We start from the raw sequence: 15124 nt of genomic DNA, 5'->3' as shown, positions 1-15124 counted from the left end.
TGGGTCAGGCGACCTTACCATGGACGGAGGGTGACCTGACCATGTGGTCAGCTCGACGCCGCGCCGGGCGACGGGGCGCCCGGGCCGCGGCGCGGAGGCCCGGAGGCTCAGGTCGCGGGCTTGGTGCGCGATGCGGCGGGCAGCAGGAAGTCCGGCAGCGGGCGCACGAGCGCCCGGGCGGTCTCCTCCTCCCACGTGCGCTCGAGCTGACCGACGTGCTCGTCCATGACCGCCTCGACCTCCATGAGGTCGCCGGAGCGCACCGCCGCCAGCGTGCGCTCGTGGATGTCGATCGTCCACTCGGGGACGAGCGGCAGGTGCATCGCCATGTCGCGGGCGATCTCCAGCTGGCGGAACAGGACGCGCATGAGCGACTCCACCGTCGCGTTGCCCGAGGCCCGGGCCAGCGCCAGGTGGAACTGCACGTCGTGCTGGAGGAAGCGGTCCTCCTCCTTGAGCGCGCGGCCCGCGTCGACGAGCGCGTGCATGCCGTCGATCGAGCGCTGCAGCGTGGCGAAGTCCTCGTCGGTGGCGCGCACCGCGGCGAGCTGGGCCACGCGCGGCTCGAGCATCCGCCGCGCCTCGAGCACGCCGGCGACCTCGCCGAGGCGCAGGCTCGAGCGCTGGCGCACGAGCTCGACGCCCACGACGTCGGTCGCCACGAACATGCCGCCGCCGGGCCCGCGGCGGACCTCGAGCAGCCCGGCGTCGACGAGCACCTTGACCGCCTCGCGCAGCGTCGGGCGGCTGATCTGCATCTGCGCGGCGAGCGCGCGCTCGCCCGGCAGCTTGTCCCCGACGCGCAGCTCCCCGATCCGGACCTTGTCCGCGATCTGCTCCGCCGCCTCCTCGAACGTGCGGCGGGTCTGGACAGGGGAGAACACGCGGGCAACATACAACGCGCGCGCGATCCTGGTCAGCCGAGCAGACCAGGAGGGGACACCTGTGGGCTACGGCGCGGCGGGCGCCGGGTCCTCGTTGTCGCGCTCCTCCGGCGGCTCGGGCCCGTCGCCCTCCCAGTCCGTGTCCGTGTCGAGCTCCTCGGCGTCGTCGAAGAGCATGTCCGGGTCGTCGGGCGGGTTGGAGGACTGGGCGTCGCCCAAGGACGCCTCGCCGCCGCCGACGCGGTCGGCTCCGTAGTGCTCGCTCATGGGCCCCACGCTACACCCGGCGGCACGCTCCGACGCCGGCCGCGTGGCGCACCGAGCGGACCGGCCCTTTCGCATCGGGTCGCGATCGGGTACGGATTCGACATGCCCCGCATCCCGAAGCGCCTCATGGCCCTCGGCGGACTGGCCGCCGCCGGCCTCGCCGTCCTGCGCCGCCGCCGTGCCGACCGTCCCGCGATCCCCTCCCCGACCGACGCCGCCCCGGCGCCTGCGCCCCCGGCCGCCCCCGCCCCGCCCGTGACCCCGCCCGCGCCGCCGGAGACCGCGAGCACCGCCGCCGCGGCCGCCGAGCCCGCCACCCCCGACTCCGAGGTGCTGGCCGGCCGCGGCACGACCTCGATCGACGAGCTCGTCGACCGCGAGACCGCGGCCGCGGCGGCCGAGGCCGGCGCGATCGGCGGGCCCGGCGTCGACGACGCGCACGGCCACCCCGCGATGGAGGCCGTCTACGAGGCCGGCGGCGGCGAGTCCGAGGGCTTCGAGGCCTCCGAGGAGGCGCTGATCGAGAACGCGACGCACGGCGACGGCCGCGCCGACCCGATCTCCGACGCGTTCACGCCCGAGGTCGAGGCCGACGAGGTCACGGGCCGCGCCGGCGAGGCCGACGAGGAGCGCGTGAGCGACTCCGCCGACGACGAGGACCGCCCCGAGCGCTGACCCGCCGCGCCCGATGCTGCTGCGCCCCGACGGCGAGGGCAGCGTCCTGGCCATGGGCCAGGCGTCGCACGCGTGGATCTCCGGGCAGCTCGCCCGGGCGTGGGGCAACGCGCGCTTCGCCGCGCCCGAGCCGTTCGAGGAGGTCTGCCTCGGGGCCGAGCAGCACGACGTGGGGATGACGCTGTGGGACCTCGAGCCCCAGCGCCATCCCGGCACGGGGCTGCCGCGGCAGTTCTTCGAGATGGACCGCCGCACCCACCTCGCGCTGTGGACCGAGGCCCCGCGGCGCATGCTCACCCAGAGCCGCTACGCCGCGCTGCTGGTCTCGCTGCACGGCACCGGGCTGTACGAGCGCGTCCTGCCCGACACGCCGGACCCGGACGTGGCGGCCGCGATCCAGGCGTACCTCGACGGCCAGCGGGCGCTGCAGGCCGGGCTGGCCGCCGAGGTCGGCGCCGATCCCGCGCAGCTGCGCCGCAACCAGGCGCTCGTGGCCGTCTGGGACGAGCTGTCGCTCGTCCTGTGCCGGCGCGTGGGCGCCCATACGGTCGGCGGCGTGCCCATCCGCGGCGACGCCCGGACCGACATCGCGGTGCACGACCGCGGCGACCACGTCGTCCTGGACCCCTGGCCGCTGGGCCCGCCGGAGCTCACCGTGCAGGCCGAGGGACGGCGGTTGACCGGGACGTTCGCCGACGACGCCGCGCTGCAGGCGGCGCTGGCCGGCGCGGCGCACGTCGCCGTGCGCATCACGCTGCGCCCCGCGGAGGGGTCGCCGGACGCGCCCAGCGGGTAGTGCACCCCCATGGACGAGGTGCTCCCGGGCGTGCTGCACTGGACGACCTTCCACGAGGGGATCGGCCAGCCCGTGCACTCGCACTTCTTCGTGGAGGGCGGCGCGCTGTTCGACCCGCGCGTGCCCGAGGAGGGCATCGAGGAGGTCGCCCGCCACGGGCGCCCCGAGGTGGTCCTGCTCTCCAACCGCCACCACCTGCGTCACGCCGAGGCGTTCGCCGAGGCGTTCGGCTGCCCGATCCGCGCCCAGCGCTCGGGCCTGCACGAGTTCTCCCATGGCCCCTCCGTCCAGCCGTTCGAGTTCGGCGACGCCGTCGCGCCCGGGGTCATCGCGCTGGAGGTCGGAGCCCTCACCCCCGAGGACACCGCCTTCCGCCTGGCCGCCGGCCCTGGGGCGCTCCTGTTCGCCGACGCGGTGATCCGCGACGCCGACGGCCGGCTGAGCTACGTGCCCGACAGCCTCATGGGCGAGGACCCCGCCGGCGTGCGGACCGCGCTCGCACGGCGGCTGCGCACCCTGCTGGAGGCCGACTTCGACGCGCTGTTGTTCGCCCACGGCGCCCCGGTGACCCGCGACGGCCGGGCGCTGCTGCGGGCGTTCCTGGACGCGCAGGACGGCCGGGGCTGACCCTCCGCGATCCGTCAGTCCGTGTCCCGGACACGGACGGAGCGCGTACAACTCCCGGCGACGGCGCGTGCGGCGGCCGGCCCGCGGCGCCGACCGGCGCGACGAGGGCGGCCTGAGCGTCACGCGACGCTACGCTCGGATCATGGACGAGCGCTTCGCCGAGGTGGGCCGCGGCATCACCCTCTGCCACGAGACCTTCGGCGACCCGTCCGCGCCGCCCGTCCTGCTCATCATGGGGCTGGGCATGCAGATGATCGGCTGGGACGACCGCTTCTGCGCCGCGCTCGCCGACCGCGGCTTCCAGGTCACCCGGTTCGACAACCGCGACGCCGGCCGCTCGACGCACCTCGACGGCGCGCCCGTGCCGAGGCTGCGCCAGCTCGTGCGCCGGCGCATCCCCGACGCCCCCTACCGGCTGGCCGACATGGCCCTCGACACCGCGGGCCTGCTCTCGTCCCTGGGCCTCCAGGACGCCCACGTGGTCGGCGCCTCCATGGGCGGGATGATCGCCCAGACCCTCGCGGCCCGCCACCCGCAGCGGGTGCGCTCGCTGACGTCGATCATGTCCAGCACGGGCGCGCTGCTGACCGGGCAACCCGCGCTGCGCTCGTACCCCGTGGTCCTGGGCCGCGCGCCCCGCGACCGCGAGGCCTACGTCGAGCACGCGCTGCGCATGTGGGCGCGGATCGGGTCGCCGGGCTTCGACCGCGACGAGGACGAACTGCGCGCCATGGTCGGGCGCGGCTATGACCGCGCGTTCGACCCCCGCTGCACCGCCCGCCAGCTCGGCGCGATCATCGCCTCGGGCGACCGGCGTCGCGAGCTGCGGGCGATCACCGCGCCGACGCTCGTCATCCACGGCGAGGCCGACCGGCTCGTCGCGCCGTCCGGCGGCCGCGCCACGGCCCGGGCGATCCCCGGCGCCCGGCTGCTGACGATCCCGGGCATGGGGCACGACCTGCCGTCCGGCGCGTGGCCGCAGATCCTCCGAGCCATCGAGGACCACGCACGCGCGGCCGACGCGGGCGCCCCCGCCCGGCGCGCGGCGGCGTAGAGCCCGCCCCGGGGCGGGCGCTCACCGGCGGCGCTTGCGCAGCCGCTCGATCTCGCGGCCGAACGCGGCCTCGCTGGCGTCGGCCATCGCGACGCCGAAGATGGACAGCAGCGACTCGGCCGCCAGCGGGCGCAGGCGCTCGAGCGCGTCGCGCACCTCGGGCCAGCGCTCCTCCGGGGCCCCGGCCTCCTCGAACGGCTTCCAGACCTGGTCGACGAACAGGCGCACGTAGCCCCGGGCGACGCCGTCGGCGTGCTTGCGGATGCGCGCGGCGAGCTCGAGGGCGACGTCGGCGGGCACGCCGAGCTCGGCCAGCTCGCGGCCGGCGGCCGTGAGGCGCGGGGTGACGTCCTCGAAGCTGCCGTCGCCCAGCGGGCGCAGCAGGCCGAGCTTGACCGCCTTGGCCAGCAGCGCGGCATCGCGGGTGCCCCAGCGCGTGGCGAGGTCCTCCGCGGTCAGCAGCTCCGGGGCCTCGGTGACGTAGGGCTCGGCGACGGCGCGCAGGAAGCGCAGGGGCTCCTCGCTGGAGCCCGGCGCGGCCTCGACGAGCCGCCGAATCGCCTCGAGGTTGAAGCCCTGGCCCTGCATCTCGCGGATGAGCTCGATGCGCGCGACGTGCTCGGCGCCGTACCAGCCCGTGCGGCCGCGGACGGTCGGCGGCGGCAGCAGGCCGCGCGACTGATGGGCGCGGATGTTGCGCACGGTCATCCCGGTGCGCCGCGCGAGCTCGTCGATCGTGAGCTCCTGGCCGTCGGCCTCGCCTTCGGGCGCCTCGGTCGCTTCGGACACGCGGCGAGCGTAGCGCGCCAGATGTGACATCGATCGGTGTAGCATCGAGGCTCCGTCCCGATGAGCACCCACGCCCACGACGACCCCCAGGCGCCGCCGGCCCCGGTGCGCCGCCATCCCGCCGGCGTCCTGCTCGTCGCCGCGATGGCCGTCGGCTCCGTCGTCATGTGGCTCGTGGTCCCCGTGGCCTGGCTGTGGCTCGGCTCGCACATGACGAGCTCGACCCAGCCGAGCATCGGCCCCTACCTGCTCGTCCTCGCCGGGACGGTCGTGTCGATGGTCGCCATCGGGAAGGGCCTCGGCGCGCTGAACCGCCTGCACATGCGGGTGACCGGGCGGCTGCGCGACCGCCGGGCGCAGGCCGCGTGGATGAAGAGCATGCGCGGGGAGCGCCGCGGCGTCCACGACGACCGCGGCGTGCTCGACGGGGTGATGCTCACGAGCGTCGGCATCGCGCTCGTCCTGTTCGGGATCTGGTTCTTCGCGTTCGCGGGCTCCTCGCTGCCCGGCTGAGCACCCCGCGAGGTAGCCTGGAGAAGGTGCAGCTCGCTCCCGAGTCCCCCAACATCGAGCTGCGCCGTGGCCCCGACGGCGGACCGATCGTCGTCCTCGGCTTCCCGTACGACCCGCACATCGTGGCCGTCGTGCGCCAGATCCCGTCGCGGCGCTTCGACTGGGATCGCCGCGAGTGGTGGGCGCCCGTCGACGACTGGGCGGCCGTCCACGTCGCCGAGGTCATCCGCCGCTTCCCCAAGCTGACGACCAGCGCCCAGGTCGACATCTGGCTCAAGGGCGTGGGCGAGCGCTGGGTCGGCCGCGTGCGCACCACCCGCTTCGACGGGCGCGGCTGGTGGGTGCTCGACACCCGGGCGGGCCAGGTGCCCGAGGTCCTGCTGGAGGGGTCGGTGCAGCGCGACGGCGACCTTCTGGTGCCCCTGACCCGGGCCGGCGCCGAGGTGCTGGGCGAGGCGCGGGGCGCGCGGCTGGACGGCGCGGCGCACCGCTGCGTGCTGGCGCTCGTGCACGGCGGCGAGGCGCCGCCGGCGCGGCTGACGCTGCACCACTCCGTCGAGGGCGAGTCGTTCCTGCTCGAGACGCTCTGGGACCCCGAGGTCGGCGACGCGTTCGAGCGGTTGCCCGGGACCGCCGACGGCGGCCGCTCGCTGCCCCTGGACCCGTGGGTCGTCACGCACCTCGATGAGTTCCTGGTGCTGCACGCCGTGGAGGTGGACGCCCCGGCCGCCGTCGCGCTGGAGGAGCTGCGCGAGGAGGCCGCCGAGGCCGCCGCCGCGATCCGGCGCTCGCGGTCGACGGGCGCCGAGCCGATCCCGGGCATCGCCGAGCGCCTCGGCGGCGAGCTGCAGCCGTTCCAGTGGGCGGGGGTGCGCTACGTCCTGGACGCCCGGCGCGTGTTCCTCTCCGACGAGCAGGGCCTGGGCAAGACCGTCCAGGCGCTCGCGGCGCTGGAGGCCGACGACGCCTACCCGGCCATCGTGGTCTGCCCCGCCTCGCTCAAGCTCAACTGGCTGCGCGAGACGCGCCGCTGGCTGCCGCACCGCAGCGTCGAGGTCGTCGAGGGCGGCCTGGCCGTGCCGCGCACGGGCGACATCACGATCCTCAACTACGAGGTCGTGGCCAAGCACCGCGACACGCTCGCACGGCTGCGGCCGGGCGCGATCGTCGTCGACGAGTCGCACTACTGCAAGAACCCGCGCGCCAAGCGCACGCAGGCGGTGCGCCGCCTGGCCGAGGCCGTCGGACGCGGCGGCCTGCGCATGGCGCTCACCGGCACGCCGGTGCTCAACCACGCCGAGGAGCTCATCAGCCAGCTGCGGATCATCGGCCGGCTGGAGGAGTTCGGCTCGGGCGCGCGCTTCTCGCGCCAGTTCCAGGGCGTCCTGACCGAGGAGCGGCTGCACTGGCACCTGCGCCGGCGCTGCTTCGTGCGCCGGCTCAAGAGCGAGGTCCTCCCCCAGCTGCCGGCCAAGCGCCAGGTCGTCGTGCCCGTGGCCCTGGACAACGACCGCGAGTACCGTGTCGCCGAGCGCGATGTCGTCGAGTGGCTGCGCTCCCAGCCGCTCGAGCTCTCCGAGCTGGACGCGAAGATCGCCGCGACGCTGCGCGCCGAGCGCCTGGCCCAGCTCGGGGCGCTGCAGCGCCTGGCGGCCCGCGGCAAGCTCAGCTCGGCGCTGGCGTGGATCCACGACTTCCTGGAGTCGGGCGAGCCACTCGTCGTGTTCTGCCGCCACCGCGAGGTCCAGGAGGCCGTGCTGGAGCGCTTCCCCGACGCGCTGCACCTGTTCGGGCGCGACACGATCGAGGCGCGTGAGGCCTCCGTGCAGGCCTTCCAGCAGCCCGACGGGCCGCAGCTCATCATCGGCGCGACCCGCGTCGCCTCCCAGGGCATCACGCTGACGCGCGCGTCCAACGTCGTGTTCCTCGAGCTCGAGTGGACCCCCGCGCTGCACGACCAGGCCGAGGACCGCTGCCACCGCATCGGCCAGCACGACGCGGTCACCGCCTGGTACCTCCTGGCCGCCGACACGATCGACGAGACGATGGCCGAGCTGCTGGAGCGCAAGCGCGGGATCGTCGCCGCGGTCACCGACGGCAGGCGCATCGACGGCGAGAGCGTCGTCGAGGGCGTGATCCGGGTGCTGCGCGACGAGGAGCCCTACCGGCACCTGCGGCCGGTGGCGTAGCTCCCCGTCGCGCCGCGCGAACGCCGGCGCGGCCCGGAGGCGGCGAAGGGGTGACAGCCCGGGCCCGACGGATGGCGCATCGGTGGGGGCATGACCACACCAACGCGCCATCGGGCACCGCGGACGCCGGCCCGGACCCCCGGCGCCCGCGCCCCGTGGCGCCCTACGCCGCCGCGGCGGCGGCGGACTTCTCGGCCATCCGCTCGGGCGACACGCGGACGACGTCCCACACGAGGCCGGCCTTCTCGAGGCCGCGGATCACGAGCGCCGAGGGGTCGAACTGCCAGCGGCGCAGCCCATGGCGCGCCGACGTCGGGAAGGCATGGTGGTTGTTGTGCCACGACTCGCCGAACGTGAACGGCGCCAGCCACCAGACGTTGCGCGACTCGTCGGGCGTCTCGAAGCCGCGGCGGCCCATGAAGTGGCAGATCGAGTTGATGGAGTAGGTGATGTGGTGGACGACGAGCATCCGCACGCCGCCGCCCCACAGCAGACCCGTCCACCCCGAGTTGATGCTGCCGCCGATCGCCCAGCCGGCCAGGAAGCACGCGGCCAGCCCGCCGATCGCCCACACGAGGAAGAGGCGGTCGATCATCATCATCATGGGTCGGCGCGCAGGTCGCGGGCGTAGCGCTCCTTGGCCCCGCGATGGGTGTGGATGAACAGCCAGCCGACGTGCGCGTGGAACAGGCCGGCCATCTCGGCGCGGAACCCGTGGCCGTGGCCGACGTGCGGGCTGTGCGGGTCGCCGAGCTGGTCGGAGAAGTCATGGTGTTTGCGATGGTCGGCCACCCACGCGGTGACCGGGCCCTCGATGGCCGCCGAGCCGAGGATGCCCAGCGCCGCGCGCACCGGCTTGGAGGTCTTGAAGCTGCGGTGGGTGAACAGGCGGTGGAAGCCGACCGTCACCCCCAGCCCCGTGAGGACGTAGGCGGCGGCGAAGACGATGACGTCGCTCCAGCGCAGCAGCCCCTGCCAGGAGTGGTAGGCGGCGTAGGCGAGGGCCAGGATCGGCGCCACGGTGACGGTGCCGGTCGCCAGGCGATCCAGCCATTCCCGCTGCACGGGCTGCACGAATCCGGGGCCCGCGGGGGGCTCGAGGCCGGCGTCGGGTGTCGGCGCGGCGAGGACCGCGACCTGCTCATCCACGTCGGGCATCCGGCGAGTCTAGACGGGTCCGGCTAAGTTGCGCCCTATGACCCTCTCGTCACCGACCGCGCTCCGCGAGGAGCTGCAGCGCGCTCTACCCGACCGTCCCTTCTCGATCGACTTCTGGGACGGCACCACGCTGCCGCCCACCAACGGCACCGCCGGACCGACCCTCACCGTCCGCTCGCCGAAGGCGCTGGCGCACGCCATCATGGCCCCCGGCCAGCTCGGGATCGGTCGCGCCTACGTCTCCGGGGAGCTGGACGTCGATGATCTCGACGCCGCGCTCGTGATGCTCGACACGTGGCGCCCGCCCGCCCTCCACGGGCGGGCCAAGGCCCGCCTGGCCGGCGCCGCGCTGCGCTCCACCGGCATCATCCGCCCGCCCCGGCCCCCGCAGGCCGAGCTGCGCCCGCGCGGCCGGCGCCACAGCCCGCTGCGCGACCGCCGGGCCGTGCGCCACCACTACGACGTCTCCAACGAGTACTTCAGCCTGTTCCTGGACGAGTCCATGACGTACTCGTGCGCGATCTTCTCCCGTGGCGCCAAGACGCTCGAGGAGGCCCAGTTCACCAAGCGCGAGCTCGTCTGCACCAAGCTCGGGCTCCAGCCCGGCGAGCGCGTCCTGGACGTGGGCTGCGGATGGGGCGCGTTCGCGCTGCACGCCGCCGTGGAGCACGGCGTGCACGTCACCGGGATCACGCTGTCCGAGCCCCAGGCCCAGCTCGCCCGCCAGCGGGCGCGGGAGGCCGGCGTGGCCGACAAGGTCGACATCCGCGTCATGGACTGGCGCGAGCTGGACGCCGAGCCCTTCGACGCGATCTCGTCGATCGGCATGGTCGAGCACGTCGGCAGCGTGAACATCGACGCCTACGCCGCGCGCATCGCGTCGCTCATGCGTCCCGGCGGACGCCTGCTCAACCACGGCATCGCCCGGCTGCGCCACACCGACCCCGAGGCCGGCCCGTTCTCCGAGCGCTACGTCTTCCCCGACGCCGCGCCGCTGCACCTGAGCCGGATCACGTTCGCCCTCGAGCGGGCGGGTCTGGAGGTCACGCACGCCGAGGGCTTCCGCGACGACTACGCGGAGACGCTCAGCCACTGGTCCGACAACTTCGACAGCAACCTCCAGCGGGCGATCGAGCTGGGCGGTGAGGAGCGCGTCCGCGTCTTCCGGCTGTACCTGCGCACCGCGCGGCGCGGCTTCGAGACCGGATTCCTGTCGATCTTCCAGGTGGTCGCGCGCAAGCCCTGAGCGCACGCTCGACATCCGGGTGGGGCGTGTGGGCGGCGCTCGGCGGGGTGACCGCCGGCGTCGGCGTGGCCTTCGACGCCGCCGGCCTGCCCTCCCCGTACCTCTTCGGCGCGCTGCTGGCCGGCCTGGGCTTCGCGCTGGTCCGCCCGGGCCGCCTGGCGATCGGCGACCCGGCGTTCACGGTGGGCCAGGCCCTGGCCGGCGTGGCGCTGGGCGCCTACGTCCAGGCGTCGTCGCTGTCGGCGCTGGGACGCGAGTGGGCCCCGGTGGCGGGCGTCAGCGCCGCGACGCTCGGCGTCAGCCTCCTGGCCGGCGTCGTGCTGGCCCGCGCGACCGAGCTGGACCGGCCGACGGCGGCGCTGGGGATGATCGCCGGCGGGGCGTCGGGGATCGTGACGATGGCGCGCGACCTCGGCGGCGACGACCGGCTCGTGGCGTTCATGCAGTACCTCCGCGTGCTGGTCGTGGTGCTGCTGACCCCCGTGCTGGTCGCGCTGGCGTTCCCCGGCCACCACGCCGGCGGGGTGGCGGCGGGCACGGCGCTCATCGGCACCGCGCGCGACTGGTACGTGACGGCCGGCCTGGCGCTGGCGGGCGGGCTGGTCATGCGGGTCGCCCGCGTCCCGGCCGGGGTGCTCATCGGCCCGATGGTCCTGGCCGCCGCCGTCAGCCTGTCGGCGCCGAAGGGCTGGTACACCGTGCCCGGGCTCGTGCAGGACGCGGCGTTCGCGATCATCGGCCTGCAGGTCGGCCTCGGCTTCACCCTGGACACCGTGCGCCAGACCGGGCGCCTGCTGCTGCCCGTCCTGGCCAGCGTGCTGGGGCTCATGGCCGCCTGCGCGGGGCTGGCCGTCGCGCTCGACCAGCTCACGTCGGTCTCGCTGCTCAACGCCTACCTGGCCACGACGCCGGGCGGCATCTACGCCGTGCTGGCCGTCGCGTTCGGCTCGGGGGCCAACTCGACGTTCGTCATCGCGGTGCAGGGCCTGCGCGTGGTGGTCATGGTGCTGCTGGCGCCGGTCGCCGTGCGGCTGCTGCTCGGCCGCGGCGAGCCCGCCGTCGCCACCACGCCCTGAGCTCCGCTCACGCGCCGAGGTGCACGCCGCGCAGGGGCACCGGGGAGCTCTGCATGACCGACGTCGTGGTCTGCCCGAACGGCGCGAAGCGGTCGATGACCTCCTCCAGGTGCTCGACGCCGGTGACGTGGGCGCGCAGGATGAAGCAGTCCTCGCCGGTGATGCGATGGCACTCGACGACCTCCGGCGTGGCCTGCGCCAGGTCGGCGACGCGGTGCAGCTGGCGCGGCGCCGGGCGGACGCGGATGACGACGCCGAGCGTCAGCCCCAGCGCGCGCGGGTCGATGTCGGCGTGGAAGCCGCGGATGACCCCGCCGTCGGTCAGCCGCCGCACGCGCTCGGCCACGGCCGGCGAGGACAGACCGACGCGGCGGCCGAGCTCGGCGAGGCTGACACGTGCATCGGCCTGCAGCTCGCGCAGCAGGCCGATGTCCGTCCCGTCCAACGAAACGACGGCCTCATCGGTCTCTGACCATCGAAGTTCAGGCATGTTGCCGATCCTACCTTCGGATGCCCATGGTGGGCCGGGGCGCGTTCCGCGACCCTTCCCCGGGCATGCGCCGCGTCCCGCCCCACGCCTGGTTCGCCGTGAGCGCGCTGTTCCACTACCTGGGCCCCGCGTTCGCGGTGCTGCTCTTCGCGCGCGTCGACGTCCTCGGCGTGGCCTGGCTGCGGATCGCCGTCGCCGCGGTCGCGCTTGCGGCCTGGCGGCGCCCGTGGCGCGTGGCCGCCCGGATCGACGCGGCGGGGCGCCGGCTCCTGCTCGCGTGGGGCGTCGTGCTGGCGGCGATGAACTGCTGCTTCTACGAGGCCATCGACCGGCTCGCGCTGGGCACCGTGGCCGCCGTCGAGTTCCTGCCCGTCGTGGCGCTGGCCTGCCTCGGCGCGCGGACGCCGCGCAACGCGCTGGCGCTGGCGCTCGCCGTGCCCGGGATCTACCTCCTCACGGGCGTCCACGTGGCGGGCGGCGCCGCCGGCCTCGCGTTCGCCGCCGCCAACGCGGCGCTCTTCGCCGCCTACATCGTGCTCGCCGACCGCGCCGCGAAGCGCCCCGGGCTCGACGGGGTCGACGCGCTGGGCGCCGCGATGCTCGTCGCCGCGGTCGCGGTGACGATCCCGGCGGGCACCTCGGCGCTGCCGGCGCTGGGCGACCCGGTGGCGCTGGCGGCCGGCGCCGGCGTCGGGCTCAGCTCGTCGGTCATCCCCTACGTCTGCGACCAGCGCGCGCTGGCGCTGCTGCCGCGCGCGACCTACAGCCTGATGGTCTCGCTGCTGCCGGCGATCGCCACCGTCGTCGGCGCGGTCGTGCTCACGCAGATCCCGTCGGTCCGGGAGCTCGCGGGCATCGCGCTCGTCGTCGGCGGCGTCGCGCTGCACCGTGCTTCCGAGCCGCCCCCCGCCGCCGCGGCGGGGCTCAGTGCATCGCGTGCGCGGACGAGAAGCGCATGAGCAGGCGCGCGCCCGCCGAGCCGCCGGCCGACAGCTCGACGGCGTCGGCCACGGACGCGATCGTCGGCAGGCCGAGCCCGAGGCCCGGGCTGTCGGGGCGCGGGAGCGGGCCGAACCCGTCGTCCTCGACCACGATGGTCAGGGTGTGGCCCTCCGTGCACGCGTGGACGCGGATCTGCCCGGGATCGCGGTCGCGGTAGGCGTGGAGCACAGCGTTGGTGGCCGCCTCGGAGATCGCGAGGCGCACATCGCCGAGGCGGCGCGCGTCGAGACCCGCCTGCTCGGCGAACTCCGTCACCTCGCTGCGCAGGACGGCGACCTGGTCGGGCGTCGCCGCCACCGTCCAGCTTCCGTCGGGCTGAGCCATGTCCTGGGGGGTGCCCGGACGCGCCGCGTCCATGCACCCGATGCCGGATCGATCTCCGCCCGCGGACCGGCCGAGGATGGTCAGCCCTGGTCGAAGGCGACGAACGCGGTCGGCGCCAGCGTGTCGAGCCGGGCCGCCTGCAGGCCGAGCGACGACAGCGTGTAGAGCCGGTCGCCGACGACGAGCGAGCGCCCGACGGGGGCGACGCCGGCGCCCGTGCCGTGGACGACGCGGCCCACCTCGGCGATCCCGTCGCGGGCGACGTGCAGGCCGACAGCGCCGGTGAAGGCGTCGTTGCCCGTGAACCTCCCGGTGGCGGGGTCGATGCTCGGGGGAAGCTGGAGCGGGATGACCGCCAGCCCCGTCGCGGCCCACCACAGGAAGGCGTGGGGGTCGAACTCGGCGTCCGAGCTGCCGCTGCCGTAGACGGCGTGCTGCAGGCGCCGGGGGTGGGCGGGGTCGGACACGTCGAACAGCGAGATCTGGGTGCCCTCGGGGCGCCCCGCCGCCGAGGCCTCTTGGCCCACGCCCAGCAGCAGCCCGTCGCCGAGCGGGTGCAGGTAGGCCGAGTAGCCCGAGAGCTCCAGCTCGCCGACGACCTTCGGGGCCGCCGGGTCGGAGAGGTCGAGCGTGTACAGCGGGTCGATCTGGCGGAACGTGACGACATAGCCCGTGCTGCCCACGAAGCGGACGGCGTAGATGCGCTGCCCGCGGCCCAGGCCGCCGACCTGGCCGACCTGCGCCAGGCCGCCGCCCGGCCGCGGCGCCAGGACCGTCACGTAGCTCTGCGCGGGGTCGGCCTGGGCCGTCTCGGGCAGCCAGGCCGGCTCGTCGGTCGAGGCCACGCGCAGGCGGCCGTCCTGCTCGGACAGCGCGTACTGCCCGACGACGAAGCCGGGGACGGTGCCCGATCCGGCGTAGCGCGTCACCCCCGGCTGCGACGCGTCGAAGCGGTCGATCTCGGTCCGCAGGCCCCGGGGCACGTCGCCGGTGTCCTGCAGGCCGGGCACGTAGCGCCGGCTGGCCACGTAGAGGCTGTCGGCCGACCCGTAGACGGTCTCGGCGCCGGCCATGATCGCGTCGCGGTCGACGTCGTAGAGCCCGCGGTCGAGGTCGACCGTCAGCACGGTCAGCAGCCCCAGTCCGGAGAAGCTCGCCGGGTGGCGCACCGCGCCGCACGGCACGACCCCGCGCCGGAACGTGCGGCCGGAGATGCGGCTGCGGATGGTCGTGGCCGGCACGAACGTGCGCAGCGAGGCCCTGGCCAGCGGCACGGCCCGCGGCGCCGGGGTGCTGCTCACGACGACGCGGACGGTGCCGCCCGTCATCCGCGCGTCGACGAAGCCGCCGGGCAGCGTCATCGTCCGGGCGACCGTGGGGGTGGCCGGGTCGGTGATGTCGACCTCGGTCAGCAGCGTGGTGGGGCTGCCGTAGGGCAGCAGCGCCGTGCGGGCCGCGACGGCGACGGGCGCCGGGCCGGCGACGGGGACCGGCCCCTCGACGGGGATCGCGGTCGCCACGCTGGAGATCACGAGCACCCGGTCGCCGCGCAGCAGGATCTGCTGGCCCGCGCTGCCGTCGAGCTTGAGCGTCCCGGTCAGGCGCGGCGCGTCGCCGCTGACGTCGACGACCCGCAGCACGCCGTCGGCGACGCTGACGATGCGGCGGCCGTCGGTCTTGACGATGTCGGGCTCGTCGATGCCGGCCTCCTGCACGTTCGTGCTCGAGAACGCCGGCGTGGTGGAGCCCGCGGCGGGCGCCGAGGCGGTGGGCGCCGGGGCGGGCTGGTCCTCGGCGGTCCCGGTCGTCTTGGTCACCGGCGAGGCCAGCCCGGTCGGCGCGCCCTGCACGGCCAGGACCGGAGACCCGACGCCGCCGGCGCGGGCCGCGTTGACGCGCGCGTAGGAGAGCAGCGCGCGGCATGAGGAGAACGTCGTCAGGCGCGGGGCGCGGGTGGCGGCCTGGGCGGCGGGCGCGGCGGCGAGCCCCGCGACGGCCGACAGGGCGAGGATGCTTGCGCGCCTCATGGGCGCG

Annotated in this window: 17 protein-coding genes; 9 read left to right on the top strand and 8 right to left on the bottom strand. The window is 75.4% G+C overall.

All coding sequences use genetic code 11. The features are described from left to right. Positions 1–107: 107 nt before the first annotated feature. Both FSW04_RS08435 and FSW04_RS08430 read right to left on the bottom strand, forming a co-directional pair. The gene (locus FSW04_RS08435) at positions 108–884 is read right to left on the bottom strand and encodes a FadR/GntR family transcriptional regulator (protein ID WP_146918239.1); all 777 of its coding nucleotides are present in this window, start codon (positions 882–884) and stop codon (positions 108–110) included. Positions 885–950: 66 nt separating this feature from the next. Continuing rightward, positions 951–1151 carry a hypothetical protein gene (locus FSW04_RS08430; protein WP_146918237.1) on the bottom strand — a complete coding sequence of 67 codons (201 nt, stop codon included), beginning with the start codon at positions 1149–1151 and terminating at the stop codon, positions 951–953. A gap of 102 nt (positions 1152–1253) precedes the next feature. On the opposite strand from FSW04_RS08430, the gene FSW04_RS08425 reads away from it, so the two are divergent. The 4 genes from FSW04_RS08425 to FSW04_RS08410 all read left to right on the top strand — a co-directional run bounded on the left by FSW04_RS08425 (position 1254) and on the right by FSW04_RS08410 (position 4303). Beyond that, a complete protein-coding gene (locus FSW04_RS08425; protein WP_146918234.1) occupies positions 1254–1826 on the top strand; it encodes a hypothetical protein in 573 nt (190 codons plus the stop codon). A 13-nt stretch (positions 1827–1839) separates the two neighbouring features. Beyond that, complete coding sequence (locus FSW04_RS08420) at positions 1840–2622, top strand: DUF3891 family protein (RefSeq protein ID WP_146918232.1); 783 nt, start codon at positions 1840–1842, stop codon at positions 2620–2622. A gap of 9 nt (positions 2623–2631) precedes the next feature. After that, complete coding sequence (locus FSW04_RS08415) at positions 2632–3249, top strand: MBL fold metallo-hydrolase (protein WP_146918230.1); 618 nt, start codon at positions 2632–2634, stop codon at positions 3247–3249. A 142-nt stretch (positions 3250–3391) separates the two neighbouring features. Beyond that, complete coding sequence (locus tag FSW04_RS08410; protein ID WP_146918228.1) at positions 3392–4303, top strand: alpha/beta fold hydrolase; 912 nt, start codon at positions 3392–3394, stop codon at positions 4301–4303. Between the two features lie 21 nt (positions 4304–4324). On the opposite strand, the gene FSW04_RS08405 is transcribed toward FSW04_RS08410, so the two are convergent. Beyond that, positions 4325–5092 (bottom strand): MerR family transcriptional regulator, encoded by a 768-nt coding sequence (locus FSW04_RS08405; protein ID WP_187369350.1) that lies wholly within the window; start codon positions 5090–5092, stop codon positions 4325–4327. Between the two features lie 60 nt (positions 5093–5152). On the opposite strand from FSW04_RS08405, the gene FSW04_RS25780 reads away from it, so the two are divergent. Both FSW04_RS25780 and FSW04_RS08400 read left to right on the top strand, forming a co-directional pair. Beyond that, on the top strand, positions 5153–5605 hold the full coding sequence (locus FSW04_RS25780) for a hypothetical protein (RefSeq protein WP_187369349.1): 453 nt from the start codon (positions 5153–5155) through the stop codon (positions 5603–5605). Positions 5606–5631: 26 nt separating this feature from the next. Continuing rightward, positions 5632–7794 carry a DEAD/DEAH box helicase gene (locus FSW04_RS08400; RefSeq protein WP_187369348.1) on the top strand — a complete coding sequence of 721 codons (2163 nt, stop codon included), beginning with the start codon at positions 5632–5634 and terminating at the stop codon, positions 7792–7794. 163 nt (positions 7795–7957) lie between these two features. On the opposite strand, the gene FSW04_RS08395 is transcribed toward FSW04_RS08400, so the two are convergent. Continuing rightward, positions 7958–8398 (bottom strand): fatty acid desaturase, encoded by a 441-nt coding sequence (locus FSW04_RS08395; RefSeq protein WP_146918222.1) that lies wholly within the window; start codon positions 8396–8398, stop codon positions 7958–7960. After that, the gene (locus FSW04_RS08390; RefSeq protein WP_146918220.1) at positions 8395–8952 is read right to left on the bottom strand and encodes an acyl-CoA desaturase; all 558 of its coding nucleotides are present in this window, start codon (positions 8950–8952) and stop codon (positions 8395–8397) included. The genes FSW04_RS08395 and FSW04_RS08390 overlap by 4 nt, the downstream gene beginning before the upstream one ends. A 37-nt stretch (positions 8953–8989) precedes the next feature. On the opposite strand from FSW04_RS08390, the gene FSW04_RS08385 reads away from it, so the two are divergent. Next, positions 8990–10198 (top strand): SAM-dependent methyltransferase, encoded by a 1209-nt coding sequence (locus FSW04_RS08385; RefSeq protein WP_146918218.1) that lies wholly within the window; start codon positions 8990–8992, stop codon positions 10196–10198. 47 nt (positions 10199–10245) lie between these two features. Beyond that, positions 10246–11274, top strand: coding sequence for an AbrB family transcriptional regulator (locus FSW04_RS08380; protein WP_187369347.1), 1029 nt, complete (start codon positions 10246–10248; stop codon positions 11272–11274). 7 nt (positions 11275–11281) lie between these two features. On the opposite strand, the gene FSW04_RS08375 is transcribed toward FSW04_RS08380, so the two are convergent. Beyond that, positions 11282–11719: an Lrp/AsnC family transcriptional regulator gene (locus FSW04_RS08375; RefSeq protein ID WP_228431020.1), complete on the bottom strand. Its 438-nt coding sequence runs from the start codon at positions 11717–11719 to the stop codon at positions 11282–11284. Between the two features lie 71 nt (positions 11720–11790). On the opposite strand from FSW04_RS08375, the gene FSW04_RS08370 reads away from it, so the two are divergent. Beyond that, positions 11791–12723: an EamA family transporter gene (locus FSW04_RS08370; protein ID WP_228431019.1), complete on the top strand. Its 933-nt coding sequence runs from the start codon at positions 11791–11793 to the stop codon at positions 12721–12723. Here the strand turns inward: FSW04_RS08370 and FSW04_RS08365 are convergent. Then, positions 12689–13090 carry an ATP-binding protein gene (locus FSW04_RS08365; protein ID WP_187369346.1) on the bottom strand — a complete coding sequence of 134 codons (402 nt, stop codon included), beginning with the start codon at positions 13088–13090 and terminating at the stop codon, positions 12689–12691. The two genes, FSW04_RS08370 and FSW04_RS08365, sit on opposite strands and share 35 nt — an antisense overlap. Before the next feature lie 80 nt (positions 13091–13170). After that, positions 13171–15117 (bottom strand): beta-propeller domain-containing protein, encoded by a 1947-nt coding sequence (locus FSW04_RS08360; RefSeq protein ID WP_187369345.1) that lies wholly within the window; start codon positions 15115–15117, stop codon positions 13171–13173. Positions 15118–15124 lie beyond the last annotated feature (7 nt).

It is taken from the genome of Baekduia soli (genome assembly GCF_007970665.1).
In the GTDB taxonomy this organism is placed as follows: Bacteria; Actinomycetota; Thermoleophilia; order Solirubrobacterales; family Solirubrobacteraceae; genus Baekduia; species Baekduia soli.
Note: the sequence above shows the minus strand (reverse complement) of the source record. Positions and strands in the feature narration are given on the sequence as shown.

Bases quoted from the DNA above. Each gene is read 5' to 3' on its own strand.
- FSW04_RS08415 (WP_146918230.1), top strand. From the start codon at position 2,632: ATGGACGAGGTGCTCCCGGGCGTGCTGCACTGGACGACCTTCCACGAG.
- FSW04_RS08430 (WP_146918237.1), bottom strand. From the start codon at position 1,151: ATGAGCGAGCACTACGGAGCCGACCGCGTCGGCGGCGGCGAGGCGTCC.
- FSW04_RS08420 (WP_146918232.1), top strand. From the start codon at position 1,840: ATGCTGCTGCGCCCCGACGGCGAGGGCAGCGTCCTGGCCATGGGCCAG.
- FSW04_RS08365 (WP_187369346.1), bottom strand. From the start codon at position 13,090: ATGGCTCAGCCCGACGGAAGCTGGACGGTGGCGGCGACGCCCGACCAG.
- FSW04_RS08410 (WP_146918228.1), top strand. From the start codon at position 3,392: ATGGACGAGCGCTTCGCCGAGGTGGGCCGCGGCATCACCCTCTGCCAC.
- FSW04_RS08425 (WP_146918234.1), top strand. From the start codon at position 1,254: ATGCCCCGCATCCCGAAGCGCCTCATGGCCCTCGGCGGACTGGCCGCC.
- FSW04_RS08385 (WP_146918218.1), top strand. From the start codon at position 8,990: ATGACCCTCTCGTCACCGACCGCGCTCCGCGAGGAGCTGCAGCGCGCT.
- FSW04_RS08370 (WP_228431019.1), top strand. From the start codon at position 11,791: ATGGTGGGCCGGGGCGCGTTCCGCGACCCTTCCCCGGGCATGCGCCGC.
- FSW04_RS08390 (WP_146918220.1), bottom strand. From the start codon at position 8,952: ATGCCCGACGTGGATGAGCAGGTCGCGGTCCTCGCCGCGCCGACACCC.
- FSW04_RS08395 (WP_146918222.1), bottom strand. From the start codon at position 8,398: ATGATGATGATGATCGACCGCCTCTTCCTCGTGTGGGCGATCGGCGGG.
- FSW04_RS25780 (WP_187369349.1), top strand. From the start codon at position 5,153: ATGAGCACCCACGCCCACGACGACCCCCAGGCGCCGCCGGCCCCGGTG.
- FSW04_RS08360 (WP_187369345.1), bottom strand. From the start codon at position 15,117: ATGAGGCGCGCAAGCATCCTCGCCCTGTCGGCCGTCGCGGGGCTCGCC.